The sequence below is a fragment of the Rhodococcus sp. NPDC055112 genome (assembly GCF_053607505.1).
Map to the genome: position 1 here is coordinate 45,545 of NZ_JBSGTR010000023.1, position 25,120 is coordinate 70,664.

General features: G+C 69.2%; 19 protein-coding genes. 12 read left to right on the top strand and 7 right to left on the bottom strand.

The genetic code is table 11. The features are described 5' to 3' along the window. Positions 1-12: 12 nt before the first annotated feature. Positions 13-2,148 carry a DNA/RNA non-specific endonuclease gene (locus tag ACWFRB_RS13110; RefSeq protein WP_452641519.1) on the bottom strand — a complete coding sequence of 712 codons (2,136 nt, stop codon included), beginning with the start codon at positions 2,146-2,148 and terminating at the stop codon, positions 13-15. 244 nt (positions 2,149-2,392) lie between these two features. Between ACWFRB_RS13110 and ACWFRB_RS13115 the strand changes: the two genes are divergently transcribed. The 6 genes from ACWFRB_RS13115 (at position 2,393) to ACWFRB_RS13140 (ending at position 8,674) form a co-directional block, all read left to right on the top strand. Then, positions 2,393-2,734 (top strand): hypothetical protein, encoded by a 342-nt coding sequence (locus ACWFRB_RS13115; protein ID WP_452641520.1) that lies wholly within the window; start codon positions 2,393-2,395, stop codon positions 2,732-2,734. Positions 2,735-2,856: 122 nt separating this feature from the next. Further along, a complete protein-coding gene (locus ACWFRB_RS13120) occupies positions 2,857-3,060 on the top strand; it encodes a cold-shock protein (RefSeq protein ID WP_027502787.1) in 204 nt (67 codons plus the stop codon). A 238-nt stretch (positions 3,061-3,298) separates the two neighbouring features. Further along, complete coding sequence (locus tag ACWFRB_RS13125) at positions 3,299-5,029, top strand: Ig-like domain-containing protein (protein ID WP_452641521.1); 1,731 nt, start codon at positions 3,299-3,301, stop codon at positions 5,027-5,029. A gap of 36 nt (positions 5,030-5,065) precedes the next feature. Then, positions 5,066-6,796, top strand: a complete 1,731-nt coding sequence (locus ACWFRB_RS13130; protein ID WP_452641523.1) for an Ig-like domain-containing protein — start codon at positions 5,066-5,068, stop codon at positions 6,794-6,796. 38 nt (positions 6,797-6,834) lie between these two features. Continuing rightward, positions 6,835-7,635: a hypothetical protein gene (locus tag ACWFRB_RS13135; protein WP_452641524.1), complete on the top strand. Its 801-nt coding sequence runs from the start codon at positions 6,835-6,837 to the stop codon at positions 7,633-7,635. 13 nt (positions 7,636-7,648) lie between these two features. Continuing rightward, positions 7,649-8,674 carry an alcohol dehydrogenase catalytic domain-containing protein gene (locus ACWFRB_RS13140; RefSeq protein ID WP_452641525.1) on the top strand — a complete coding sequence of 342 codons (1,026 nt, stop codon included), beginning with the start codon at positions 7,649-7,651 and terminating at the stop codon, positions 8,672-8,674. An 84-nt stretch (positions 8,675-8,758) separates the two neighbouring features. Here ACWFRB_RS13140 and ACWFRB_RS13145 read toward each other — a convergent pair whose 3' ends face one another. Further along, positions 8,759-9,784 carry a beta-ketoacyl-ACP synthase III gene (locus ACWFRB_RS13145; protein WP_452641526.1) on the bottom strand — a complete coding sequence of 342 codons (1,026 nt, stop codon included), beginning with the start codon at positions 9,782-9,784 and terminating at the stop codon, positions 8,759-8,761. Positions 9,785-9,935: 151 nt separating this feature from the next. Next, positions 9,936-10,919 carry an isopenicillin N synthase family dioxygenase gene (locus tag ACWFRB_RS13150; RefSeq protein WP_452641528.1) on the bottom strand — a complete coding sequence of 328 codons (984 nt, stop codon included), beginning with the start codon at positions 10,917-10,919 and terminating at the stop codon, positions 9,936-9,938. A gap of 142 nt (positions 10,920-11,061) precedes the next feature. On the opposite strand from ACWFRB_RS13150, the gene ACWFRB_RS13155 reads away from it, so the two are divergent. From ACWFRB_RS13155 to ACWFRB_RS13170, 4 genes are all read left to right on the top strand, one after another. Further along, positions 11,062-12,174, top strand: coding sequence for a DUF4185 domain-containing protein (locus ACWFRB_RS13155; protein ID WP_452641529.1), 1,113 nt, complete (start codon positions 11,062-11,064; stop codon positions 12,172-12,174). Between the two features lie 35 nt (positions 12,175-12,209). Further along, entirely contained in the window at positions 12,210-12,818 is a 609-nt protein-coding gene (locus tag ACWFRB_RS13160) for a class I SAM-dependent methyltransferase (RefSeq protein ID WP_452641531.1), read from the top strand. Between the two features lie 97 nt (positions 12,819-12,915). Continuing rightward, complete coding sequence (locus ACWFRB_RS13165) at positions 12,916-14,751, top strand: acyl-CoA dehydrogenase (RefSeq protein ID WP_452641532.1); 1,836 nt, start codon at positions 12,916-12,918, stop codon at positions 14,749-14,751. A gap of 215 nt (positions 14,752-14,966) precedes the next feature. Next, the gene (locus tag ACWFRB_RS13170) at positions 14,967-16,202 is read left to right on the top strand and encodes an oxygenase MpaB family protein (protein ID WP_452641533.1); all 1,236 of its coding nucleotides are present in this window, start codon (positions 14,967-14,969) and stop codon (positions 16,200-16,202) included. Between the two features lie 7 nt (positions 16,203-16,209). On the opposite strand, the gene ACWFRB_RS13175 is transcribed toward ACWFRB_RS13170, so the two are convergent. The 4 genes from ACWFRB_RS13175 to ACWFRB_RS13190 all read right to left on the bottom strand — a co-directional run bounded on the left by ACWFRB_RS13175 (position 16,210) and on the right by ACWFRB_RS13190 (position 22,722). Further along, entirely contained in the window at positions 16,210-18,291 is a 2,082-nt protein-coding gene (locus ACWFRB_RS13175; RefSeq protein WP_452641535.1) for a VanW family protein, read from the bottom strand. 573 nt (positions 18,292-18,864) lie between these two features. Beyond that, entirely contained in the window at positions 18,865-19,647 is a 783-nt protein-coding gene (locus ACWFRB_RS13180) for a glycoside hydrolase family 19 protein (protein WP_452641536.1), read from the bottom strand. 636 nt (positions 19,648-20,283) lie between these two features. After that, a complete protein-coding gene (locus tag ACWFRB_RS13185; RefSeq protein ID WP_452641538.1) occupies positions 20,284-21,279 on the bottom strand; it encodes an aldo/keto reductase in 996 nt (331 codons plus the stop codon). 105 nt (positions 21,280-21,384) lie between these two features. Further along, positions 21,385-22,722 carry an acetyl-CoA C-acetyltransferase gene (locus tag ACWFRB_RS13190; RefSeq protein ID WP_452641540.1) on the bottom strand — a complete coding sequence of 446 codons (1,338 nt, stop codon included), beginning with the start codon at positions 22,720-22,722 and terminating at the stop codon, positions 21,385-21,387. 115 nt (positions 22,723-22,837) lie between these two features. Here ACWFRB_RS13190 and ACWFRB_RS13195 point away from each other — a divergent pair, with 115 nt between their 5' ends. Then, on the top strand, positions 22,838-24,184 hold the full coding sequence (locus ACWFRB_RS13195; RefSeq protein WP_452641541.1) for a 3-oxoacyl-ACP reductase: 1,347 nt from the start codon (positions 22,838-22,840) through the stop codon (positions 24,182-24,184). Then, positions 24,184-25,071, top strand: coding sequence for a MaoC/PaaZ C-terminal domain-containing protein (locus ACWFRB_RS13200; protein ID WP_452641543.1), 888 nt, complete (start codon positions 24,184-24,186; stop codon positions 25,069-25,071). The genes ACWFRB_RS13195 and ACWFRB_RS13200 overlap by 1 nt, the downstream gene beginning before the upstream one ends. Positions 25,072-25,120: the final 49 nt, after the last annotated feature.

Consider the following 25,120-nt stretch of genomic DNA (forward strand, 5'->3'; position numbering starts at 1 on the left):
AGCCGTATATCTTCAGAGAATGAGGTCCTGGGGACGCACCAGTTCGCGGGCCAGGCCGCTGGCCTCGATGCGCTCGAGCGGGTCGGCCGCGAAATAGGTGCCCATGCCGAGCCCGGTCAACGCCGCGATCCGCCGGACCGGGACCTGGTAGGTGCGATACGCGCCGAAGGAGAACGACTCCTCCCCCTCCGCGAACTCGTCGAGCAGCGCCGCCTGGCTGAGCAGGTACCCGGTGACGGACAGCTCACCGTCCTGCTTGACCATGGCCACCGTCTTCCAGAACTGCCGTGGCAGCGCCACCCCGCGGTACCGAGGGTCGTCGGCCGCCAGCACCGGGCCCGTGACGACGGTGACCGCGAGCTCGGCATTGTCGGAGTTGTTCAGGATGTAGTCCTCCAGCCCCAGCCACAGCGTGCTTCCCGCGTTGAAATCGTGATGCTGCGGAGTGCAATTGGTGAAATGGAAGGTGTCGTCGTTCGCGGCCTTCGCGGCCGGACCCCAGGCCGGGTCGAGCCGGCGCACCAGGTGCCCGCGGTCGAGGGGATTGTCTCGGTAGACCGCCTCACCGGTCTGTTGGTTCGCGGGCAACCGGGGATCGAGGATCCAGCGATCGCTCTCGCGGCGCAGATCCTGCGACTGCCTGCCGTCGATGTTCACCGCGGTGAACAGGGCGAGTGCCCTGGTCCGATGCATGACGACGCTGAAATGGTGATAGCGCAGCTCCGCGGATGCGACCGCCTCCAACGCCCCGCCGTGTTCCGGCAGCGGCAGCGGCACGCCGAGGAACCCCGCGTCGTAACCGCCGCGGTTCCGGTAGTCCGGGTCGATGGAGATCGCCTCCGGCTCGGCTCCGGCTGCCTGCGGCGGGCCGGCCACGACCTCCGGCGGCCGGTCACCAACGGCGCTCGGCGGCGCGCCACCCGTCACGGACAGCGGCGAGCCGCCCGTGGATGTGCCCACGCGCACCGTGATCTCGAGCGGAATCTGCACGGTCACCTCGCCCCCGCGTGATTCCTGCGCCCGCCCCGTGGTGTCGGGCGCGGGCCGGTCCACCGCCGGGGTCACCCGCTCCACCTGTTCGGCGGCGAAGACCTCGTCCGCGAGTCGACGCCACGCGGGCGGCAGCTCCAGACCGCGGAGGTGCTGGAGGATCCGGCTGACCCGAACCCCCTCGTTCAGTACCCCACCGAGCTCGGCGTGTGCGGGTGCCGGCACGCTGGCGTGATGCAGGGCGACGACTTCCCACTGGTCGTTGAAGACGGGCGATCCGGACGATCCCGGTTCCGTATCCGCCGAGTAGTGCAGGAACCGCTCCGGAATGTCGACGATCCGGTTCTCACGCAGGGCGATCTGCTTCTTGGCTCCGCCGGGGTGCTGAACGATCGTGACGAAGTCACCGATGATCGCCTTGCCCTCCGACTCGATCAACCGGTTGAAGCCGAACGGTGCGAGCAACTCGGGCAGGCCGCGAACCGCGACGAGGGCGAAGTCCCGCTCCCGATCCGCGACGAAGAAGGCTCCCGGGTCGAGCGGGAAGGTCTGCCTCGGCAGTTCCTTGCCGTCGATGCCGTCCTGAAAGTTGAACTCGATCACACTGTTGCGGGCCGTGTCCGCGTTCGGCAGCACGTGATGATTGGTCAGCATCAGTGCGGGCGACACGAGCGACCCGGTCCCGAAGCCCTGGTCGATCCCGCGCCCATCGCGAATCACCACCCGACAGACGGCGCGTGACGCCGCCACACCGGCGTCGAGATACCGCACACCGACGAAATCCGCTGTGTTGATGATCTTTTCGAGCACGATCTCGGGACTGCCGTCGACGTCGGCGACGTCACTGATCCGGTTCAGCGCCTCCTCGACCACGGTCTCCGGCGGGTCCGCCGTCGGTGGCGCGGACGGCTCCTCACCGGCGTAGTACCGGCTCAGCCGATCCAGCCGCTTCGCGATGCGCTCGGGGGTGTCCGCCGCGGCGACACCGCCCGGCCCGGAGAGCACGCTCACGTGCTCGCCCCGTTGCGGGGCCCGCTCCCGCGCACGCCGCGCGGCGGCCTCGGCTTGTCGCTGCCGTTCCCAGTCGAATGTCCCCGTATATCCGGCGGCGGCGCCGCGGTCCTGCTCTCCCCGGGGCCGAGGAGTGACGATGGTCATCACGATTCCTTTCGCTCGCACCCCAACGTGACGATTCGAGGGGCAGGAGCTCGGCCATCGCCTGCCCGCCAGGGACAACCTGTCCTGGCAGCGGCGGGTCTCCGGTGTGGAGCAGCCCTCGATCATGCGGGCTCACCACCCAGTCTTCCGGCGGGCGACCGATATCACATGAGTAGCCGACTACTCGAATCGGCCATCGCCGGGCAGGGTTGCGCCGGACACCCGAACGCGGTCGAATTGATTCGTGGACCCCGAGGAGCGCTTCACCTCGCTGGTCGACGAGTTCGCCGGCCTCGCGGGCGTAACGGTGCCCGAACAGTGCACCCGGCGGGGCTTCGGATCGGGCGCACTCAAGGTCAACGGCTCGATCTTCGCCATGCTCACGGGCGGTCGACTGGTGGTGAAGCTGCCGAGGACCCGGGTCGAGTCCCTGGTCGGGAGCGGAATGGGCGGGACGTTCGAGGCAGGCAAGGGGCGGCCGATGAAGGAATGGCTGACGGTCATCGTGGACGACGACCTGACGTGGCTCTCGCTGGCCAGGGAGGCCCTGGAGTTCGTGGGAAGCAGGCGTCCTGCACCCCGTTAGGAGCGTCCTGAACCCCACAAAGTACAGCCCGCTGTGGACGCAACGGCATCGAGGTGGCATCCTTACCCTGAGACCAGGGTTCTCGACCTGAGGATCCGGCTCGCAGTAACAGGAGTAATAACGTGGCACAGGGCACCGTGAAGTGGTTCAACGGCGAAAAGGGTTTCGGCTTCATCGAGCAGGACGGTGACGGACCCGACGTGTTCGTTCACTACTCCGAGATCCAGGGCAGCGGCTTCAAGTCCCTCGACGAGGGCCAGCGCGTGGAGTTCGAGATCGGCCAGGGCCAGAAGGGCCCCCAGGCCACCGGCGTTCGCACCGTCTAAAGCGACTTAGTCTCCGGGCGCGCGCCACACGGCGCGACCCGTCAGACCTTCCGAAGGGCGTCTCCGTTTACGGAGGCGCCCTTCGGCGTTTCCGGAAAAGGCCCCGACCAGGCGCTATCCCCGATCTGGAGACTAATACAAGCGTTCAGTCAATTCCCCCATTCCCGTAACCTCACCACCCCGGCTGTGCTCTACTCGGATCTTTGGCTCACCCCCCTCTCCGAAAGACCGGGTCACCATGCCTCGCTCAACCCTGCGCCGCTCCGTGGCGCCCGTCGGCGTCCTCGCCCTGACCGCCGGGCTCGCCCTCATCGGCGGGCCCGCGCACGCAGGCACCGTCAACTTCCAGACTGCCTGCCAGGCCACGCCGTCCAAGTTCGCCGGGCCGCAGCACCAGGTCGCCGCGGCCTCCGCCACCGTCACCGCACCCGCGACGGTCGCGCCCGGCGATACCTTCACGTACCGCATTCAGCCGGGCCCCGGCTCGTACCCGGACTCGCAGTCCGGCGGCACCACGACGAACCTCTCGCGAATCAAGTTCGACTTCGAGATCCCCGCGAACTCGACGTTCGTGAACGCGACCGTCGTGCCGGGCACCGGCGCGAACCTCGACAACGTGCCGCCCAACGTGCTGCGGATCAATACCTCCGGCAGCGTCGACGCGAACGGTTCGCTGCTGCGCCTGTCGGGCAACAACGAGGTGATCGGGAACAGCCCGACCACCAGCGGCAGCAGCGAGGGCGGCATCCGCGCCCCCAAGCTCAAGAAGAACCTCGACGGCTCGAGCAACTCCGGCGGCAACAGCGTCTTCCAGCTGCCCGCCGTCGACGTCACCGTGGTCGCCGGTTCGGCGGGCACCATCACCCCGAAGCTTCGGGTGGGCGGGAACGCGGCCGGCTACAACAGCGACGAGAACTACAGCACCTCCCTGGCGAAGGCGAGCGCGCCGATCGTCGGCACCGTGTGGGCGCCCACCCGCTGCGTGCCCAAGGACAGCAGCGGCGGAGCGCTCAACGCCGGCGGCGGGCCGCTGGCCACCGTCAACATCGTCGCGGCCGCCGTGGCCACCGCCACCACCCTGACCGCGCCCGCCACCGCGACCACCGGCACCGCGATCGACCTCACCGCGGCCGTCGCGCCCGCCCCGACCGGCGGCACCGTCCAGTTCAAGGACGGCGACACCAACATCGGCGCACCGGTCAACCTCACCGGCGGCACCGCCACCCGCAGCCACACCTTCGCGACCGCGGGCGCCCATGCCATCACCGCGGTCTACAGCGGCGCGACCGGCTTCACCGGTTCCACCTCCGCGGCCGCGACCGTCGACGTCCAGGGCCCGCCCCCCGTCGACGTCGCAACCGCCGCCACCCTGACCGTCCCCGCCACCGCGACCACGGGCTCCGCTGTCGGCCTGTCCGCGACGATCGCGCCCGCCCCGACCGGCGGCACCGTCCAGTTCAAGGACGACAACACCCCGATCGGCGCGCCCGTCGAGGTCGTGGGCGGCGTGGCCACCCTGGCGCACACCTTCACCACCACCGGACACCGCAACATCAGCGCCTCCTACTCCGGCAGCGCCGGATTCCTGGCGTCGAACTCCGCCTCGCAGACCATCGATGTCAACGCCTCCGCTCCCACCGACGTGGCAACGGTGACCAAGGTGACCGCGCTGAGCACGGCCACCCTCAACACCCCGATCGACCTCTCCGCGACGGTCACGCCCTCCCCGGCGGGCGGCACCGTCCAGTTCATGGACGGCACCACCGCGATCGGCGGACCGGTCACCGTGGTGAACGGGACCGCGATCCTGCCGCACACCTTCACCGCGGCCGGCGAGCACGGCATCACCGCCGTCTACAGCGGAGCCCCGGGATTCGTGGCCTCCACGTCCTCGACCTTCGCGGTGACCGCCTCGGCCGCAGGAACCCCTGGCGGCAGCGGATCGGCCGGCAGCCCGTTCGGTTCCTGATCACACCCCCCTAGACCCACCCCCTCAGGAGTTGTTTTGACATCCCGCACCCCCTTGCGCCGCGGCGCGGCGGCCCTCGCGGCCGCCGGATTGACCGCGGGCGCACTGCTACTGGCCGCACCGGCCTCCGCAGCGCCCACCACCACCGGCTTCGATGCCGCGTGCTGGGGCAAGTTCAAGAGCCTGCTGGACAACACCCACAAGTCGATCGGCACCGGCGTGACCGTCGAGGCCCCCGCCAGTGTCGTCACCGGCGAGACCTTCACCTACCGCCTCCAGCCCGAGACGATGACGCTGGCGCGCAGCGGAGAGAACCTCCGCATCCGTTCGAGTGTGTCCCGGATCAAGTTCGACTACGAGATCCCCACGGGCGCCCAGTTCGTCTCGGCCACCGTGGTTCCCGGCACCGGGGTCAACCTCGGCGGATCGGCGCCGACGGTCACCCGGGTGGCCGAGAACGGCAGCCCCTCCGGCACCGGCACGATCCTGCGCCTGTCCGGCAACAACGAGACCGTCGGCAACGGCCCGAGCACCAATGACGGCGCCGAGGGCGGCATCGTCGTGAACGCCGCCGGCTCCGGTGACACCTCGTACCGACTGCCGGCGATCGAGGTGACGGCAGTGGCAGGTCCGGCCGGATCCGTGGTCACCCCGAAGGTTCGTACCTCCGGCGCGGCCGCGAACTACAAGGCCGACGAGAACTTCTTCACCTCTCTTGTCCGCGAGAAGGACCCGGTGTTCTCGGTGTCCTACTGGTCCGCTACCCGGTGCGTGCCGAAGAACGGCACCGACCCCGGCAGCGGCGTCCCGCTCAACGCGGGCGCGGGCCCGCTGGCCACGATCAACGTGACCGCCCCGCCGGACGCGACGACCACCACCACGGTCGCCGCGCCTGCGACCGCGAACACCGGTGCGGCCGTTGACCTCACGGCCACCGTCAGCCCCGCCCCCGCTGGCGGCACTGTCCAGTTCAAGGACGGCGACGACAACATCGGCGGACCGGTCGCCCTCAGCGGCGCCACTGCCACGCTGAGCCACGCCTTCGCCACCGCGGGCGCGCACGCCATCACCGCGGTCTACAGCGGCGCACCCGGGTTCGCGGGCTCGACCTCGGCGCCGCGTTCGGTCGAGGTCAGCGTCGCCACCGTCGACACGACCACGGTGCTGACCACCCCGAGCCACGCGAAGACCGGGGTGTCGGTCGGCCTGGCTGCGACCGTCGCACCCGCGCCGAACGGCGGCACTGTGCAGTTCCTCGACGGCGGTGCCCCGATCGGCGCACCGGTGACCGTCTCAGGCGGTGTGGCCACCCTGGCACACACCTTCGACTCCGCGGGCAGCCACTCGATCACCGCGTCGTTCAGCGGGGCACCCGGCTCGGCTCCCTCGACGGCGGCGGCCAAGACCGTCACGGTCTCCGTGCCTGCGCCGAACGAGGCGGCCACCACCACCACGCTGGACGCCCCGACCCCGGCCACCCAGAACCAGGCCGTGACGCTCACCGCCACCGTGGCGCCGAGCCAGGCCGGTGGCACCGTGCAGTTCTTCGACGGCATCACCGCGATCGGCACCCCGGTGCCGGTGTCCAACGGCACCGCGACGCTGTCGCACGCGTTCGGCACCGTCGGCGCGCACGGCATCACCGCCGTCTACAGCGGCGCGGCGGGCTTCCTCGGCTCCACCTCGGACGCCCACGTGGTCAACGTGACCGCAGTGGGCACTCCCGGCGGCGGTAGCGGCTCGGCGGGCAGCATCTTCGGCTCCTGATCGAACCGCTCGCCCCACGGCGGGTGCGTCGCCTTCCGGTGACGCACCCGCCGTTTCTCGTCCTGCGGGCCTGTTCGCGATCCGGCCGATGCGCCGGTCTGGAGAAAAATGGCGATTTGATGCCAGATGTGGGGCGCGTAACCTATCATGTGAGGCTTTTGGCGCTAGTTGTCGCTATTTGTCGCCCGGCGCCACGCCGAACAATCACGAAGATTGGAGCAGAGATGCGTATCTTTCGTGCGTTTGTAGGAGCGGTCGCCGGGGCGATCGTCCTGGTTCTGGCGCTAACTCTTCAGGCGCCGTTTGCGACCGCCCAGGCCGAGTGCATGAGAATGCCGTACTTCACGCCGTTCGGGTATGCCAACTTCGATTTCCCACCGCGATTCGTCGGGGTGCTGAACCAAAACGAGATCGCGGTCGAAGGCATCACGCCGTTCCAGGCCAAGGCCGCGAAGACCGGTCTCTATCTGCCAATCGGCTCTCATACCAACCACATCGACGCGTGCATGGGCGTGTACTACCCGGGCGGACCGAGATTCATCAGCAAGACCGGGAACTCTGTTTCGGTCGAGAACATCTGGCTGCGGATGGACGGCGCATACGGGACGGTGAAGATCAACGGGGTCGCCCAGGGCGAGAGAATGGTCGCCACCTACAACATCAATGAGATGATGCCGACGCTCATGACGCCGCACGGTGGCGGGATCGGCCCAACGTATTGGCCGTTCCGATTCTCCCCGTATTTCGCGCAGACCTTCAACGAGGCTGCCGGCGCCAACCTCGTCAGCGCCGGTGAGGTGTTCGCCAACCTCGATGCCGTCGGGAAGTTCGCGCCCTGACCTAGGACACGTCATGACTTCCTCAACCATCCGGGCGATGCAGGTCAGTGAGCCGGGCGGACCCTTCGTTCAGTCCATGATCGCCACCGCGGAACCCGGCCCCGGTCACGTGCGCGTCGTGGTCGAGGCGTGCGGGGTCTGCCATTCCGACGCGTTGGTCACCGGGGGGCACCTGCCAGGAACCACGTTCCCCCTCACCACCGGCCACGAGATCGCGGGCCGGATCGAATCCGTCGGCGACGGCGTGGCCGGGTGGCGCGTCGGCCAGCGGGTGGCGGTCGGCTGGTACGGCGGCAGCTGCGGGTTCTGCGACGCGTGCCGCGACGGCGACGGGGTCAACTGCCCGCAGTTGCAGATTCCCGGCGTCGCGTACCAGGGCGGATATGCGGATTCGCTCGTCGTCCCCGCCGTCGCCCTCGCGGCGATTCCCGACGAGCTCGCGGCGGTCGATGCCGCCCCTCTCGCGTGTGCCGGCGTGACCGTGTTCAACGCCCTCCGTCGGAGCGCCGCCAGGCCCGGCGACGTGGTCGCGATCCTCGGGCTCGGCGGATTGGGCCATCTGGCGGTCCAGTTCGCCGCCGCGATGGGCTTTGTCACCGTCGGGATCGCCCGTGGTTCGGAAAAGGCGTCATTGGCAAGCGAACTGGGGGCCGATCACTACATCGACAGCACCGCCGAGGAGGTCGCACGGGGACTGCGGGCGCTCGGCGGCGCGAAGGTCGTGCTGGCCACGGTAACGAACGGTGACGCCATGACCGCCACCGTCGACGGGTTGGGACGCAGGGGTGAGCTCATCGTCGCGGGGGCGACGGCGGACGTCCTGCGGATCAGTGGGCTGCAGTTCATCACGGGTACCAAGCGGATCTATGGTCACGCATCCGGAACCGCGCTCGACACCGAGGCGACCATGCGCTTCGCCGCGCAGACCGGGGTGCGGGCCTGGATCGAGGAGGCCCCCCTCGCCGAGGCCGGACAGGCCTTCGACCGGATGCTCACCGGCAAGGCCCGCTTCCGCATGGTCCTGACCACCGGCAACTGACCGGCAAACCGTGAGGGGGCACCCCAGCGCGGATTCGCGCGAGGATGCCCCTCGGCCGGGTGCGGGGGGCATCCCCCGCCTCGATCAGCTCTCGGCCAGCGCAGGCATCTTGACGACCTGGCCTGCGTAGGACAGGCCGGCGCCGAATCCGAGCAGCAGCGCGGTCGCGCCGGGCTGAACCTGACCGGTGCGCAGCATCTTCTCCATGGCGAGCGGGATCGACGCAGCCGAGGTGTTGCCGGTCTCGATGATGTCGTCCGCTACAGGAACGCCCTCGGGCAGGTCGATCGACCGGACGATCACGTCGTTGATGCGCAGGTTCGCCTGGTGCGGCACGAACGCGTCGATCTGGTCGATCCGCAGGCCTGCGCGGTCCAGAACCGTCTTGGCGATCTTGCCCATCTCGAATGCAGCCCATCGGAAGACGGCGGTGCCCTCCATGATGATCCAGGGGCGCTTCTGCGTAGGGTTCTGCGCGAAGCCGACCCAGTCCGGCTCCTGCCGGATCGAGCGGCCCTGCGCGCCGTCGGAGCCCCAGACCGTCGAGCTGATGCCGACCTCGTCGGAGACGCCGACCACCACAGCGCCCGCGCCGTCACCGAAGATGGCCCGCACCGAGCGGTCGGTGGGCTCGGTCGAGTCCGTCATGCGGTCCACCCCGACCACCAGCACCTTGTTCGCGGTGCCGGCCCGGACCAGGTCCGAGGCCACCCCAAGGGCGTAGCAGAAGCCTGCGCACCCGGCGGCAACGTCGAAGGCCGAGGGGCCGCCTGCGCCCAGCATGTCGGCGAGGATCGCCGCGCCCTGCGGCGTCTGTATCGGGTAGGTCGACGTGGCCAGGATGACCACGTCGAGCTCGGCAGGCTCGACTCCCGCGGCCGCGAGCGCGGATCGCGCCGCCGACGCGGACATGTCCAGCACGGACTCCTCCGGGTAGGCCTTCGCGAACCGCCGCTCCTTGATCCCCGTGCGCGACTGGATCCACTCGTCGGTCGAGTCGATCGACTGGCAGATCTCCTCGTTCGTCACCACGCGCTCGGGTCGGTGCACCCCGAGTCCGAGCATGGCGGTGTTACGGATTTCGGTGGAGTTCGCGATCACTGCACCCATGGTCTATCTCCTCTTGTTCAAGTTCCGCTTCGGGATGCTCGGGCGAAACCCACGAACTCTCCTCGCTCGACACCGTAGCGCCCAAACCAACTGGACGGTGATATAGCCCACCATGGTGACGTAGTACACAACCGCTCACAGGGGCGTCCGGTCAGCTGGTGTGCCCCCAGCGGGCCGCCACGTCCGGGTGCGCGCGAACCCTGCTCTTCCACGCGTTGGCGCCGTAGGTGTCGAAGATGGGGTTTCCCGGGTCGGCGCTGACCCCGCGCGCCCGGCCTGCCAGCTCCGCGGGCAGCGTCAGCACCGGCACCACCGCGTCGAGCGCGGGGTTGAAGAAGTAGGGAACCGAGATCCGCTCGGGCGAACCCGGCGGCGAGAGCACCCGATGCCTGGTCGCCCTCAGGTATCCCGCGGTGGCCACCTCGAGCAGCTCGCCGATGTTGACGATGAACGCCCCCGGTAGCGGCGGGGCGTCTATCCAGTCACCGGCGCGCCCCTCGACCTGCAGCCCGCCCGACCCCGGCTCCACCAACAGCAGGGTGAGCACTCCCGAATCCTTGTGTGCGCCAACACCCTGGTCGCTCTCCTGGTCCGCCACCTCGCCGAATCGATGGCCGGGATAGCGCACCACCTTGATCAGGGTCGCCGGGTCCGTCGCGAACGCCGGATCGAACACGTCGGCACTCGCACCCAGCGAGACCGCCCACTCCCGCAACAATTCCAGGCCGAGCCGCGACAGTTCGGCGTCCCAGCGAATGATGGTCTCCCGCAGCTCGGGCAACGCCTTCGGCCAGCGGTTCGGCCCCTGCAGGTTCCAGCACCCGACCGCGCCGGGGATGGCCGGGCGCTCGGGCCCGATGTCGATCTGCTCCCGCCAGTCGGTACGACCTTCGGTGAGTTCACCGCCGAGCCTGGTGTAGCCCCGGAAATGCGGGCTACCGAGCATCTCGATCGACATCTTCTCCTCGACCGGCAGCGCGAAGAATCTGTGGGCCACATCGAGGGCCTCGTCGATCAGCGCCCTCGGCACGCCGTGCCCGGTCAGGTAGAAGAAGCCGAGCTCGTGCGTCGCCCGGCGCAACGCCAGTCGCCCCCGCGCACTGGTCAGTTCGCCGAAGTCGATCACCGGCAACATGAATTCAGGGTATCCCCGTGAATCCCTACAATCCCGGCTAACCCTGATTAGGATCTACGTGGCGTGCGTGACGCCGCTCACGCCACGGGAATTGTGTTCCATGACCAGAAATCACGATGGACGTCGATGGGGTGGTGGGATCGTGGGAGCTTCGAAGCGATTGGTGCAGGTCTCGGCAATCGGGGCGGCGGCGCTGCTCCTGCTGGCCGGTCCGGCCGCGGCCGATCCGAACACCGTGAACCCCATCCCGGGGCTCAACGGGACAAACGGTCTGCCGGTGCTGAACGGCCGCTCCTCGGCCGTCGCCCAGGCGACCGGCCTGCTCAGCCCCAATCGAACCCAGGACGCCAACGTCCTCGGCACCGACCTCGGCATCATGTGGGACAACGGAAATGGCGAGGTGCTCACCGCGTTCGGCGACTCGGCCGGGCTCGGCATCCCGAACCTGTTGAACGGAAGCCTCTGGTCGTGGCGGAGCAACACCCTCTTCCGCAGCGCGGATCGAAATCTCGCCGACGGCATGAGCTTTGACAGCTCACCGCGCGACTTCCTCGGCCAGGCCAAGGAACTGATCCCCAGCCCGAAGATCCCGTTCGTGGAGATCAGCAGGATCCCGACCGCCGGTGTCGCGGTGGACGGCGTGCAATACATGTCGCTGATGTCGGTCAAGAACTGGGGCGAGCCGGGCCAGTGGGACACCAACTACTCCGGGCTCGCATTCTCCACGGACAACGGGGAGAACTGGACCGTCGCCCCCGAGACCAACCGTCCCGCCACCGCCGGTAACCGGAACTTCCAGATGAGCGCGTTCGTCAAGGACGGCGGCTTCGTCTACCAGTACGGCACCCCGCCGGGCCGCGGCGGACTCGTGCACCTGGCCCGTGTGCCGGAGAAGCAGATCCGCGACCTCGGCGCCTACGAGTACTGGAACGGCCACGAATGGAAGAAGGGCGATCCGAACGCGGCCGCGCCCATCGTGTTCGGCGGTGTCGCCGAACTGTCGGTGCAGTACAACCAGTTCCTCGGCCAGTATCTGATGCTCACCACCGACAACTTCAACTCCGTGGTGATGCGGCGCTCGCCGTCACCCACCGGCCCGTGGGGCCCACCGGAGGTCCTGCTCGACGCCCGTGAGCTGCCGACCGCCTACGGCGCGTACATCCATCCCTGGTCCACCGGGCCCGACCTGTACTACCTCACCACCGTGCACTCCAACTACAACGTCCTGTTGATGCGCACCACCCTCAATCGGTGAACGCCTGCCGGCAGCGCACCGCTACCGTCACCGCCATGGACGCGCAGGACTGGAACGAGAAGTACGCAGGCACCGACCTGATCTGGGGTGCGCCCGCCAATGCGGTGGTGATGGAGTTCGCGACCTCCCTACCCGCGGGACGGGCCCTGGACCTGGCCTGCGGCGAGGGCCGAAATGCGTTGTGGCTGGCCACTCGTGGCTGGCAGGTCACCGCGGTGGACTTCTCGTCGGTGGCACTCGAGAAGGGGGCGAGGGCCGCCGAGCCACTGCCGCGGTCGGTGCGCGAACGACTCGAGTGGGTGCAGGGCGATGTGACGAAGATCGAATTCCAGCCCGAGTATGACCTGGTTCTCGTCGTTTACCTGCATCTTTCGCCGCATGAGCGGCCAGAACTGCTGCGCCGGGCGGCGGCCGCGCTGCGGCCCGGCGGCACGCTGCTGATCCTCGGGCACGACGCCACCAACATCGCCGAGGGCGTCGGCGGACCACAGGACATCGAGATCCTATACACCCCAACGGAGCTGGTCGACGAGCTGGCCGACACGGTGATCCCAGCCGTCGCGGAGCGGCGCTACCGGCACACCGACGCCGGCACCGCGATCGATGCGCTGGTCGTGGGAAGGCGCCCCTACCTTGGCAGCTAACTGAATGCCGAGTAATATCGGCTAAGTTACCGACGAGTAGCTACTTGGGCGGTACTTGACACAGACAGACCGCACCGTCTCACCGGGAGAAAAAGACATGGGCCATTACAAGAGCAACGTCCGTGACCTGGAGTTCAACCTCTTCGAGGTACTCGGTCTCGAGAAGCCGCTGAGCGAGGGCGCCTGGGGCGACCTGGACGCGGACACGATCCGCACCATGCTCGGCGAGGTCGCCAAGCTGGCCGAGGGCCCGCTCGCCGAGGCATTCGCCGACGCGGACCGCAACCCGCCCGTCTTCGACCCCGAGACGCACACGCTGGCGCTGCCCGAGTCGTTCAAGGCCTCGTTCAAGGCCATGTGGGACGGCGAGTGGTACCGGATGGGCCTGCAGGAGGAGATCGGCGGCGTCGCCGCTCCCCGCACCGTGGTCTGGGCCATCGCCGAGATGCTGCTCGGTGCGCAGCCTGCCGCCTTCATGTACGCCGCGGGCCCGTCGTTCGCAGGCGTGCTGTTCGAGAACGGCACGGACGAACAGAAGAAGTGGGCCGAGACCTGCGTCGAGCGCGGCTGGGGCGCCACCATGGTGCTGACCGAGCCGGACGCCGGCTCGGACGTCGGCGCAGGCCGCACCAAGGCCATCAAGCAGGACGACGGCAGCTGGCACATCGAGGGCGTCAAGCGGTTCATCACCTCGGCGGTCTCCGACGACCTGTTCGAGAACATCTTCCACCTGGTCCTGGCGCGCCCCGAGGGCGCAGGACCGGGCACCAAGGGCCTGAGCCTGTTCTTCGTGCCTGCCACCCACTTCGACTTCGAGAAGAACGAGCTGGGCGAGCGCAACGGCGCCTTCGTCACCGGCGTCGAGCACAAGATGGGCCTCAAGGCCTCCGCGACCTGTGAGGTCACCTTCGGCGGCCACGGCATCCCCGCCAAGGGCTGGCTGGTCGGCGAGGTCCACAACGGCATCGCCCAGATGTTCGACGTCATCGAGCACGCCCGCATGATGGTCGGCACCAAGGCCATCTCCACCCTGTCGACCGGCTACCTCAACGCGCTGGGCTACGCCAAGGAGCGCGTGCAGGGTGCCGACCTGACCCAGATGACGGACAAGGCCGCGCCGCGCGTGACCATCACCCACCACCCGGACGTCCGCCGCGCGCTGGCGATGCAGAAGGCGTACGCGGAGGGTCTGCGCTCGGTGTACCTCTACACCGCCGCGCACCAGGACGAGGTCGTGGCCAAGCTGGTTTCCGGCGCCGACAAGGACCTGGCGTTCCGCGTCAACGACCTGCTGCTCCCGATCGTCAAGGGTGTCGGCTCCGAGCGGGCCTACCAGTACCTGACGGACAGCCTGCAGACCCTCGGCGGCTCGGGCTTCCTGCAGGACTACCCGATCGAGCAGTACATCCGCGACGCGAAGATCGACTCGCTGTACGAGGGCACCACCGCGATCCAGGCGCAGGACTTCTTCTTCCGCAAGATCGCCCGCGACCGTGGTGTCGCCCTGGCCCACGTGGCGGGCGAGGTCAAGAAGTTCATCGAGCGCGAGGACGCCGACAACCGCCTCAAGACGGAGCGTGCACTGCTCGCTACCGCGCTCGAGGACGTCCAGACGATGGCCGCGACCCTGACCGGCTTCCTGATGGGCGCGCAGGAGCAGACCACCGAGCTGTACAAGGTCGGCCTCGGTTCCGTGCGCTTCCTGATGTCCGTCGGCGACCTGCTCATCGGCTGGCGCCTGCTGGAGCAGGCCGAGATCGCCATCAAGGCGCTCGACGCCGGTGCCGCCGACAGGGACAAGGCGTTCTACGAGGGCAAGGTCGCCACCGCGTCCTTCTTCGCGAAGAACGTGCTGCCCGAGCTGACCGCGAACCGCGCCATCATCGCGGCCACCGACAACGACATCATGGAGCTCGACGAAGCCGCGTTCTAAACCGCACGAGCTCGACAGGGCCCACGGGCCCGATCCGGATCAACGGCGATGCCGCACACCGACACGGTGTGCGGCATCGCCGTTTTCGTTCTGGATGAACCGCGGCCGCCCGGACCCGGATCGGCTATTGACAACACGCGTTGTCATCCTGCATGTTGACCATGGGCCGGCACGCAGATCCGCGGCACCGGGATACTCCGAGCGAAGGGCGCACCGTGACGAAGAGTCTGTCGGCTACCACCGGAGCAGGGGCACCACCGCAGCGGTTCCTGCGGGATCCGATCGCCGCACGCCGGGTCGCGGCACCGCTGCGCCTGCTCGTCGGCGCGGCCCCGGACCCCACCGCGAACGACCGCGACCGGCTCGGCCGGGCGCTGATGGAACGCGACGAACCGGGCGACGCCCTGGTCCGGGCGATCCGCGAGGACCACGTCGTGTCCATGCCGATGTTCCGCCAAGCCCTCGAGCACGGCATCGACTCGATCCCCGACCCGCCGGAGCAGCTGCGGGAGTTCTTCGGGATGCTGGCCCGGACCCCCGATTGGGTGGACGAGGCGAAGCTGGAACACGGCGCACGGGTGCTGCGCCGGGTCGGCCTGGACGCCTCCCTCGTCCTCGGCTACGGCTCACTTCTCGGCGGCTACAACAATTCCGGGCCACTGCCGTTGTTGACGGCCTCGGGCAAACTCACCGGCGAGCAGACGCTGCGCCGCATCTCCGAGACCAGCGTGTGGTGGCGCGGGGTCACCGCGCCGGGCGGACTCGACCGCTTCGGCGAGGGCTGGAAGCTCACGGTGCACGTGCGGGCGATGCACGCGTTCCTCAACTACCAGCACGAGCACGACCCCGCCTGGCGCAGCGACCTGCGCGGACTGCCGATCAACCAGTTCGACCAGGCGGGCACCCTCGGACTGTTCTCGACCACCTTCCTGATCCACACCCGGGTCCTCGGCATGCGCTACACCAGGGCGGACGCGGCGGCCGCGATGCACCTGTGGTGTTACGTCGGCTGGCTGATGGGCGTGGACGAGCACTGGCTGCCGTTCACCGAGGCCGGCGGTCGCCGGATGATCTACCACATCGGGATCGCGTCCCCTGCCGCGGACGCGAACAGCCTGACCCTGGCGAAGTCACTGATCGATTCGCCGAAGTTGATCCACCACAAGAACTTCCAGCGGATCCGCCGTACCTATGACTACGAGCGCGGCCTGAGCATGGCCACCACGCTGCTCGGTCCCGCGGGAGTGCGCGCGCTCCGGGTGCCGATGCGACCGCCGTGGTACCCGGTGTGGCGGGCCGCCGCGAACACCGTCAAGCATCGCGTCATCGCCCGACTACCGGGCGGGCAGCGCTGGGTCGACGCCCGCGCGGAACGACAACTGGACGACGCCCACCGCCGCCTGCTCGGCGGCGAGCGACCTCCGATCGGGCAGATCACCCACTCGGACTGAGCCGCCGCTACTCACACTTGACGATGGGCACCGGGTCGTACTTGACCGTGCGGGTGTCGCGCGAGATCTCCCGTCCGGTGGCGTGATCGGTGATCACCCTGGTGTCACTGGTGGTGAAGCCCTTCGCGCCGCTGGAGGCGATGCAGCCCGGCCCCTTGGGCAGGGTCACCGTGTTCGGGTCGGTGGGCGCGTACCGCTCCCCAGGAATGGACTCCACGTCCACCGTCTTGGTGCCCCAGAGCCGTACCGTCACATCGGATCCGGTTCCGAAGGCCTGGATCAGCACCCCGGTCGGCGAGTCGTTCTTGAACTTCAGGTCGATCGCACCCTCGAACACGGTGGCCTCCCTGGCCGCGGGGTACCGGGAGATGTAGTAGCTGTGCTCGGTGTGACCCGCGTCTTCCATACCCGCGAAATAGGCGGCGTTGTAGAGCGTGGTGGCGAGCTGGCTGATGCCACCGCCGACCGCCTTCGCGGGGCGGCCGTTGTTGATGACCCCGGACTCGACGTAGCCCTCCGCCGATCCACGCGGACCGGTATACCCGTTGAGCGAGAACGTCTCCCCCGGTTTGACGACGGCGCCGTTGATCTCGCTCGCCGCCAAACGGATGTTGACCCCCGAGGCGTACTCGAAGCCGCCGCTGGTGAACTCACCGATGACCTGCCGGATGCCGAGCTTGTCCGCGGCGGCCGTGGTCAGCGCGGGCTGCTTCTGCTCGTAGACCGCGGCCGTGGTGCGCGGTCCCGTCTGCGACAGCAGCGCGGGGAGCTGCTCGAGCGTCTTGCGCCACTCGATCATGTCGCCGGTCACCGCGGGCACCACCGTGGGCGCGCCCCCGGTCAGGCTGAACGTCGCGTCCTTGGGCTTGACCTCGGTGCCTGCGAGTTGCGGCGCGAGCAGCCCGATCGCCGCGTCGACGTTGTACTGCGGGGTGAGCCCACCGTTCCCGTCGGGCACAAAGGTGAGCACACCGCCGACCTGGTCCCGGCGCAGCACCGCCGACTTGTTGTCGCGGCCGGTCACCACGAGATCCGTCGCCACGGCCGGGACCGCGACCTCGCTCATCGCCCGATCCACGCCCTCCTGCCCCACCGAGACGGCCACCACGCTCACAGGCAGGTCCACCGTCTCGCCGTTCGCCCAGTTCTCGGTGAAGGCGGTCTCCGCGGCCTGTCCGTCGAGATTCTGGCCCTGCCGGGGCGTGACGGCGATCGGCGTCGCCCCCTCGAACACGACGTTGCCCTCGAGCGGCGCGCGGTCGGTCTGCAGCCGGATCCCATCGATCGCCTCGGTCAGCTTCACCGGGTCCGTGGTGGTGACGACGCCGATCTCGCGCTCGGAGAACAGCGACGTCAGCCGCGTGACGGGGTTCAGCGGCTGGGAGCCGGCCTGGTCCAGCGTGGCCGACCAGTCGACGGCGAGGCCGGCCTCACTCGGCACGATCTCGGTCTGCACCTCGCCCGCCTGCACCGGGACCGGTTGGTCGGCCCTCGGACCGATCTGGGCGCGCAGCTTCGCCTCCGCGTCCGCGGTGCTCAACCCACCGACGTCGACACCGGCCACCGTGACGCCCCGCGGGACCGAATCGCTGGACAGGACGTAGTCCGCCCCGTAGGCGACGAGCCCGACCGCGGCCAGCGCCGCGGCGCCGATCGCGATCTTGACGAGCGGGGATCGGCCCGGCGACCCGGGCTGCGGCGACCCGGGGCCGTCCTGGGGGCCCATCGGTGGGCCGGCAGGCGGGACGGGAGGAGGTCCGGGGGCGGCGGGCTCCCCTGCCATGAGCACGGTGTCGGGGTCGGCCGGATCCGACGGCCCCCCGGCCGCGGCGGCGGCCCCCGGCACGTCGCTGTAGGCCTGTACAGGCGCCTGGAAGGCCTCGGCAGGTGCATCCGCCGGCTGATCGGAGCGCACGACGGGGATGATCGTCGTCTCGGCTTCATCTGACCTGGCGTCGTCGCCCTGGTCTACCTGGGCCTGGTCCGGGCGTTCGATCCGCGCGGTCGGACCCTCGTATTCCTGGCCCTGGTCGCGGACGATGCGTACCGTCTCGGCGCCTTCGGCGTCGCCGACGGAATGGCCGGGCACCTTCCCGCCATCTTCGGTCGGGGGTGCGACATGCCCGTTCGCATGCCTACCGCTCCCGCCGTTACCGTCCGTCACCCTGGCCCCTCCTACCGAATTGCCGCTGGGCCAACCGCCTGTTTTTCGAGGTCCAGCCTAACGCGATGCTCGCGGGGCTGCAGATTCGCCGAGTCTCCACACCCGGGATCCGACGGGTTCCATCCCGCGGTCACCGCCGGACAACAAGGCAGCGTCACCACGAATGACTCAGCCCCTCGGGAACTTTGGCGCAAAATGTTGGTCGGGCGTCCAGTCAGGCGGACACCAGCACGCGGATATGGGTAGTCCCGCATTGCAACCGGGTCGGGGGTCAGGCTGCAACGCGGGACTACACGGGTATCGACCGACGTCGAGATCCCGTTACACACCGAGGTCAGAATCCTTCTCGGCCGTCCCAAAATTCGGGATGGAGCGACGTCACCTGCACAAATGTGCGCGCGACTCGGCCATCCGCCGAGCAGCAGATCCGGAAATCCGGATCCCTTCTCCGCGAGCACCTTTGCCGACGAAACCACACGTCCCCTCGGACAGCGGTCACTACGGGCGGAGCAGCACGTCCAGACCGCGCTGGAAGTCCGCCACCCGCCGCTCGAGGGCGTGGTGGCCACCGTTGACGACCTCGGACACCCGGACGATCCCCGCGGAATCGGCGACCTGGTTGAGGTCCCTCGACTGCCAGTACCAGACCGCGGTGGTGAACGCGTTCTCCGGCGCCTCGACGAGCTCGGGGTGCGCGACGAAGTCGACACCCGTGAACTGGCTCAGGCTCTCGTAGTTGTGGCGGCCGGTGATCTGGATGGCGCCGCGGCCCTTGTAACGCTCACCGTCGCCCGCCTGGGTGTTCCCGAGGTCAGCCCGACCCTCGTAGGCGCTGCCGGATGCGTACTCCTGGAACGTCCGGAACGAGTCCGATTCGACGGCGAGCTGCGCGATGAACGCCGCCTGGCGGACGGGGTTGTCGATTCCGCCGCGCTCCATCGCCGCATTCAGGGGAGCGACATACTCCGCAATCTTCTCCGCGGGCATGCCGGGCACGATGCGCGCCAGGTCGTCAGGGGTGACGGCGAGCGGCGCAGGGGCGGGCGGCTGCGGCGCGGGCTCGGCCTCGGCCTCGGCAGCCGGCTCGGCGGGAGCCTTCTCCACCACGGGGGGAGCCTCGGCCCGAGGGGGCGCGGAGGCGTCCAGGGGACCGTAGAACCCGGCAGGGACCGCGGTGGCGGCGTTGGCGACACCACCGGGTCCGATGACTGCGGCGCCGGTGGCGATCAGAGTTGCGGCGGCGAGGGCGACACCGAAATGGCGTGAACGTGAAACATGCAAGGGTCGTGCTCCATGATTCGACCGAATGGTGATCGGCCTCCGAACGGTGCCGCGGCACTTACAGGGGATGTCGCCATCCGCTGTCAAGTCACTGTCACGCAGCAATTAGGTCACAACCAGGTAACGTCGCAGGTAACCCAGATTTCAACCAATTGGGACGAGCGTCACAATTGACATCACGGTGTGTCGGGTTGACATTTCCGGCCGATCCGGCGGCCGTGCGGCCGGGGCGGCGCGGCGGCCTCCTACATCGCCACCAAGAGCGGGCAGCGGCGACCGATGCGAACGGATCGACGCCGGATGTTTCCCAGTAATGGCTTGCTGCAATGAGATTCACCTATCTCACCGCGCTGATCGGACACGGCCCGGAGGTCGGGGTCCCCGGCCCGCACGCGGGACGGCGAGGCCATGGCCGACGTCATCACCCGGCCGGTACGCGACCTGCCGCCTCGACTCACCCGGAGCGGCGGGGCGGTCGGTTTGTGTCCCATGCAACACCGGCGACCGGCCCGCCTGCGGTCCGCCATCGACGTGGATCCACGCCACGAACCCGGTTCCGTGACATTACCGAGACCGGACTCGGGCCCCGCGGGCCGACGGCAGGCGCATTCGACCTGCGGGCCCGGCGGGCGTGACCTACTCCCGGCCGGAGGACACCCAGGTCGGGTCCGCCGACCGCGCCCCGACGGTGATCGCGGCCAGCTCGTCGAGGCGGGCGATCAGGTCGGCGGGCAGCTCGAGCGCCACCGCCTCCGCGTTCTCGGTGACCCGCTCCGCGAAACGCGTCCCCGGGATCGGCACCACCGGCAACGCGAACTCACGTCCCTTGGCGTACAGCCAGGCCAGCACGACCTGGGCCGCCGTCGCATCGGACTCGCGGGCGACCGCTTCGATCACCTCGAGCACCTTCGCGTTGCCGGGCAGGGCCTCGGCGTCGAACCGGGGGAACCGGCGGCGCAGGTCGGACTCGCCGAGCGTGGTCGGGTCGTAGGTGCCGGTGAGAAAGCCGCGACCGACGGGCGAGTACGGCACGAAACCGACCCCGAGTTCGGCGGCGGTGGGGACGACGCTGCGCTCGACGTCACGGCTCCACACGCTCCACTCGCTCTGGATCGCGGCGATCGGGTGGACCGCGTGGGCTCGGCGCAGTTCGGCGCCGGTGGCCTCGGACAGGCCGAGGTGCCGTACCTTGCCCGCGGTCACCAGCTCGGCCATTGCGCCGACCGTCTCCTCGATCGGGACGTTCGGGTCGACCCGGTGCAGGTAGTAGAGATCGACGCTGTCGGCGCCGAGACGGCCGAGGGACGCGTCCAGAAAGCCCGCCACGTGCTCGGGCCTGCCGTCGATGCCCCGCTGCCCCGCGGCGATGTTGCCGACCAGACCGAACTTCGTGGCCAGCTGCACCTCGCCGCGCCGGGTGCGCAACACCTCGCCGACGGCCTTCTCACTGGCGCCGTTCCCGTACACGTTGGCGGTGTCGAGGAAGGTGACGCCGATGTCGATCGAGTGGTGCAGGGTGGCGAGGGCCTCGGCCGGGTCGACCGGTCCGTAGACCGGGGCGACCGACATGGCCCCGTAGCCCTGGGCGCTGACGTCGAGTCCCTCGGCGAGTGCAACGGTGCGAACGGTCATGACCCGTATCTTCACGCACCACATAGAAAAACGCACGGTCTGGGATCAGCGTGATTCCAGACCGTGCGTCGACAGCAGAGACAGGCTCTTCGGCCCGCCCGTTCGTTACCGCTCGATGATCGCCGTGACGCCCTGGCCACCCGCCGCACAGATGGAGATCAGGCCGCGGCCGGATCCCTTCTCCGCGAGCATCTTTGCCAACGAGGCCACGATGCGGCCGCCGGTCGCCGCGAACGGATGCCCCGCCGCGAGCGAGGAACCGTTGACGTTGAGCTTGCTTCGGTCGATGGAGCCGAGCGCGCCGTCGAGGCCGAGCCGCTCCTTGCAGTACTCGTCCGACTCGAAGGCCTGCAGCGTCGCGAGGACCACCGAGGCGAAAGCCTCGTGGATCTCGTAGTAGTCGAAGTCCTGCAGGGTGAGCCCGTTGCGGGCCAGCAGGCGCGGGATCGCGTAGGTCGGCGCCATCAGCAGCCCGTCGCCACCGTGCACGTAGTCGACAGCCGCGGTCTCCGAGTCGACCAGGTGCGCGAGCACCGGCAGGTTCCGCTCGGCCGCCCACTCGTCGGTGGACAGCAGGGCCGCCGAGGCACCGTCGGTGAGCGGGGTGGAGTTGCCCGCGGTCATCGTCGCGTCGCCGAGCTTGGTGCCGAACACCGGCTTGAGGGTGGCCAGCTTCTCCACCGTCGAGCCGGGCCGAAGGTTGTCGTCGCGGGTCAGCCCGAGGAACGGGGTGACCAGGTCGTCGAAGAACCCGCGGTCGTAGGCCGCCGCCATGTTCTTGTGGCTGGCCGCGGCGAGCTCGTCCTGGTCCTCCCGGCGGACGCCGAACTCCTTGGCGGTGATCGCGGCGTGGTCGCCCATCGACATCCCGGTGCGGGGTTCGCCGTTGCGCGGGATCTCGAGGCCCAGCATGGAGGGGCGCACGTTGCCGAGCAGCTTGATCCGGTCACCGGTGGTCTTGGCCCGGTTGATCGAGAGCAGGAACTCGCGCAGCGCGTCGTTGACGCCGATCGGGGCGTCGGAGGTGGTGTCGACGCCGCCGCCGATCCCGGCCTCGATCCGACCGGAGGCGATCGCATCGCCGACCGCGATGATCGACTGCAGGCCGGTGCCGCAGGCCTGCTGCAGGTCGTAGGCCGGGGTGTACGGGCTCAGCGCGCTGCCGAGGACGCTCTCGCGCATCAGGTTGAAGTCGCGGCTGTGCTTGAGCACCGCGCCGCCGACCACCATGCCGAGCTGCTCACCCTGCAGGTTGAAGCGGCTCACCAGGCCGTCCAGCGTCGAGGTGAACATGTCCTGGTTCGATGCCTGCGCGTACGCCTTGTCGGAGCGCGCGAAGGGGATGCGGTTACCGCCGACGATGGCGACGGGGCGAAGCTGCTTGCCGCCCGCGCTCGGGGCTGCGGCGGCCGGCTTCTTGCTGGTTCGGGCTCTGGTGGTCACGTCGGTCTCCATGTATGTGGGATCCTGCCTCGACATCGAACTTACTCCAGAGTAAGTTCGATGTCGACACCGCACCCGAAATCCGGGTGCCCGATTGCGACAAAGAAGGTGGACCGTGGCAGCCAGCAAGGGCGCTCCCGACCTCTACTCCCAGTTCCTCTCCTCCGCGCCGGGCGCGTTCATCGCCAAGCAGGCCGGACTGCCGCAGCCCGAGAAGCTGCGCCGCTACAAGGCCGGCGAACCGGCGCTGGCGGGTCCGGTGCTGATCGGCGGCAAGGGCCGCCTGGTCGAGCCGCTCCGGAGCCTGCTCTCCGACTACCCCGCCGCCGCACCCCACGACGACCGCCTCGGCGCGCTCGTCTTCGACGCCACCGGCATCGGCCAGGTCAGCGAGCTGGTGCAGCTCTTCGAGTTCTTTCAGCCGGTGATCCGCAACCTCGCGCCAAGCGCGCGGGTCGTGGTGCTCGGCACCACCCCCGAGGAGACCTCGGGCGTCGACGAGCAGATCGCCCAGCGCGCGCTCGAGGGCTTCACCCGCAGCGTCGGCAAGGAGGTCAAGCGCGGCGCGACGGCGCAGCTGGTCTACGTCTCGCCGAACGCGTCGACCGGGCTGTCCGGCGTCGAGTCCACCCTGCGCTTCCTGCTCTCCGCCAAGTCCGCGTTCGTCGACGGCCAGGTCATCCGCGTCGGCGCCGCCGACTCCGTGGCCCCGGCCTCCTGGGACCGCCCGCTCGAGGGCAAGGTCGCCGTGGTGACCGGTGCCGCCCGCGGCATCGGCGCGACCATCGCCGAGGTGCTCTCGCGCGACGGCGCGAAGGTCATCTGCGCCGACATCCCGGCCGCGGGCGAGGCGCTGTCGGAGACCGCGAACAAGGTCGGCGGCACCGCACTGGCCCTCGATGTCACCGCCGACGACGCGGGCGAGAAGCTGGCCGAGCACCTGCTCGAGCGCCACGGCGGCGCGGACATCATCGTGCACAACGCCGGCATCACCCGCGACAAGACGCTCGCGAACATGGACGACGCCCGCTGGAACATGGTGATCGCCGTGAACCTTGCTGCCCCGCAGCGGATCACCGACACCCTGCTCGCCAAGGGCGCGCTCCGCAGCGGCGGCCGCGTGGTGGACGTGTCCTCCATCGCAGGCATCGCGGGCAACCGCGGCCAGACCAACTACGGCACCTCCAAGGCAGGCGTCATCGGCCTGGTGCAGGCCACCGCCCCTGTGCTGGCCGAGAAGGACATCACCATCAACGCCGTCGCGCCCGGCTTCATCGAGACCGCGATGACCGCGGCCATCCCGTTCGCCACCCGCGAGGCAGGCCGCCGGATGAGCTCGCTGCTGCAGGGCGGCCAGACCGTCGACGTCGCAGAGCTGGTCTCGTACTTCGCCAGCCCCGCGTCCAATGCCGTGACCGGCCAGGTCGTCCGGGTGTGCGGCCAGTCGCTGATCGGCGCCTGATGTCCGCGCGGAAGGGCGGTCTCGTGCAGCTCACGGAACAGCCCAAGACACTCGAGATCTACGCCCGAGCGGCGCTCGGCGCGCTGCCCGTCGTCGGCAAGTCGGGCACCAGGCGCAGCCTGCCGAAGCAGACCCTCGCCCTCGAGGGACTGCGGGTGAACCCGGACAACCTGGCCGCGTACGCGCGGGTGTGCGGGCTGCGGTTCGGCGACACCCTGCCGATCACCTACCCCTTCACCCTGGTCTTCCCGACCGTGATGAAGCTGATGGTCTCGGCCGAGTTCCCTTTCCCGGTGATCGGTTCCGTCCACACGGACAACGTGATCGAGCAGCTGCGCCCGATCTCCGTCAGCGAGCCGCTGGACCTGAAGGTGCACGCGGAGAACATCCGCAGGCACCCGAAGGGCACCCAGGTGGACCTCGTCAGCGAGGTGTCCGTCGGCCGCGAGCTGGTGTGGCGGCAGGTCAGCAGCTTCCTGAAGATGCACCCGACCGGCGAGCCGAAGGAGCCGAAGCAGGTGCACGCGGACGAGGTGCCGCCGCGCCCGATGCGGACGCTGCGGGTCGATCAGTCGACCATCAGCCGCTACGCCGCGGTGTCCGGGGACAGGAACCCGATCCACGTCTCCTCCCTCGGCGCCAAGGCGTTCGGGTTCCCGAGCAGCATCGCGCACGGGATGTGGAGCGCGGCCGCGGTGCTCGGCGCGATCGAGGGCCGGATCCAGGACCGGGCCACCTACAGCGTCAAGTTCGGCAAGCCGATCGTGCTGCCCGCCACGGTGAACGTCTACGCCGATCAGGTGCCAGGACCGGACGGCACCGGCTGGGACCTGGCGCTGCGCCACCCGAAGAAGGGCTATCCGCACCTGACCGCGACCCTGCGGTAAGGCGGCTCCGCCGCCCGTGCGCGGTTGACGAGTCCCTGGACTCGTCAAC

Bases quoted from the DNA above. Each gene is read 5' to 3' on its own strand.
- ACWFRB_RS13125 (WP_452641521.1), top strand. From the start codon at position 3,299: ATGCCTCGCTCAACCCTGCGCCGCTCCGTGGCGCCCGTCGGCGTCCTC.
- ACWFRB_RS13150 (WP_452641528.1), bottom strand. From the start codon at position 10,919: ATGTTGCCGGTGATCGACTTCGGCGAACTGACCAGTGCGCGGGGGCGA.
- ACWFRB_RS13200 (WP_452641543.1), top strand. From the start codon at position 24,184: ATGTCCGCGCGGAAGGGCGGTCTCGTGCAGCTCACGGAACAGCCCAAG.
- ACWFRB_RS13165 (WP_452641532.1), top strand. From the start codon at position 12,916: ATGGGCCATTACAAGAGCAACGTCCGTGACCTGGAGTTCAACCTCTTC.
- ACWFRB_RS13185 (WP_452641538.1), bottom strand. From the start codon at position 21,279: ATGACCGTTCGCACCGTTGCACTCGCCGAGGGACTCGACGTCAGCGCC.
- ACWFRB_RS13140 (WP_452641525.1), top strand. From the start codon at position 7,649: ATGACTTCCTCAACCATCCGGGCGATGCAGGTCAGTGAGCCGGGCGGA.
- ACWFRB_RS13110 (WP_452641519.1), bottom strand. From the start codon at position 2,148: ATGACCATCGTCACTCCTCGGCCCCGGGGAGAGCAGGACCGCGGCGCC.
- ACWFRB_RS13160 (WP_452641531.1), top strand. From the start codon at position 12,210: ATGGACGCGCAGGACTGGAACGAGAAGTACGCAGGCACCGACCTGATC.
- ACWFRB_RS13145 (WP_452641526.1), bottom strand. From the start codon at position 9,784: ATGGGTGCAGTGATCGCGAACTCCACCGAAATCCGTAACACCGCCATG.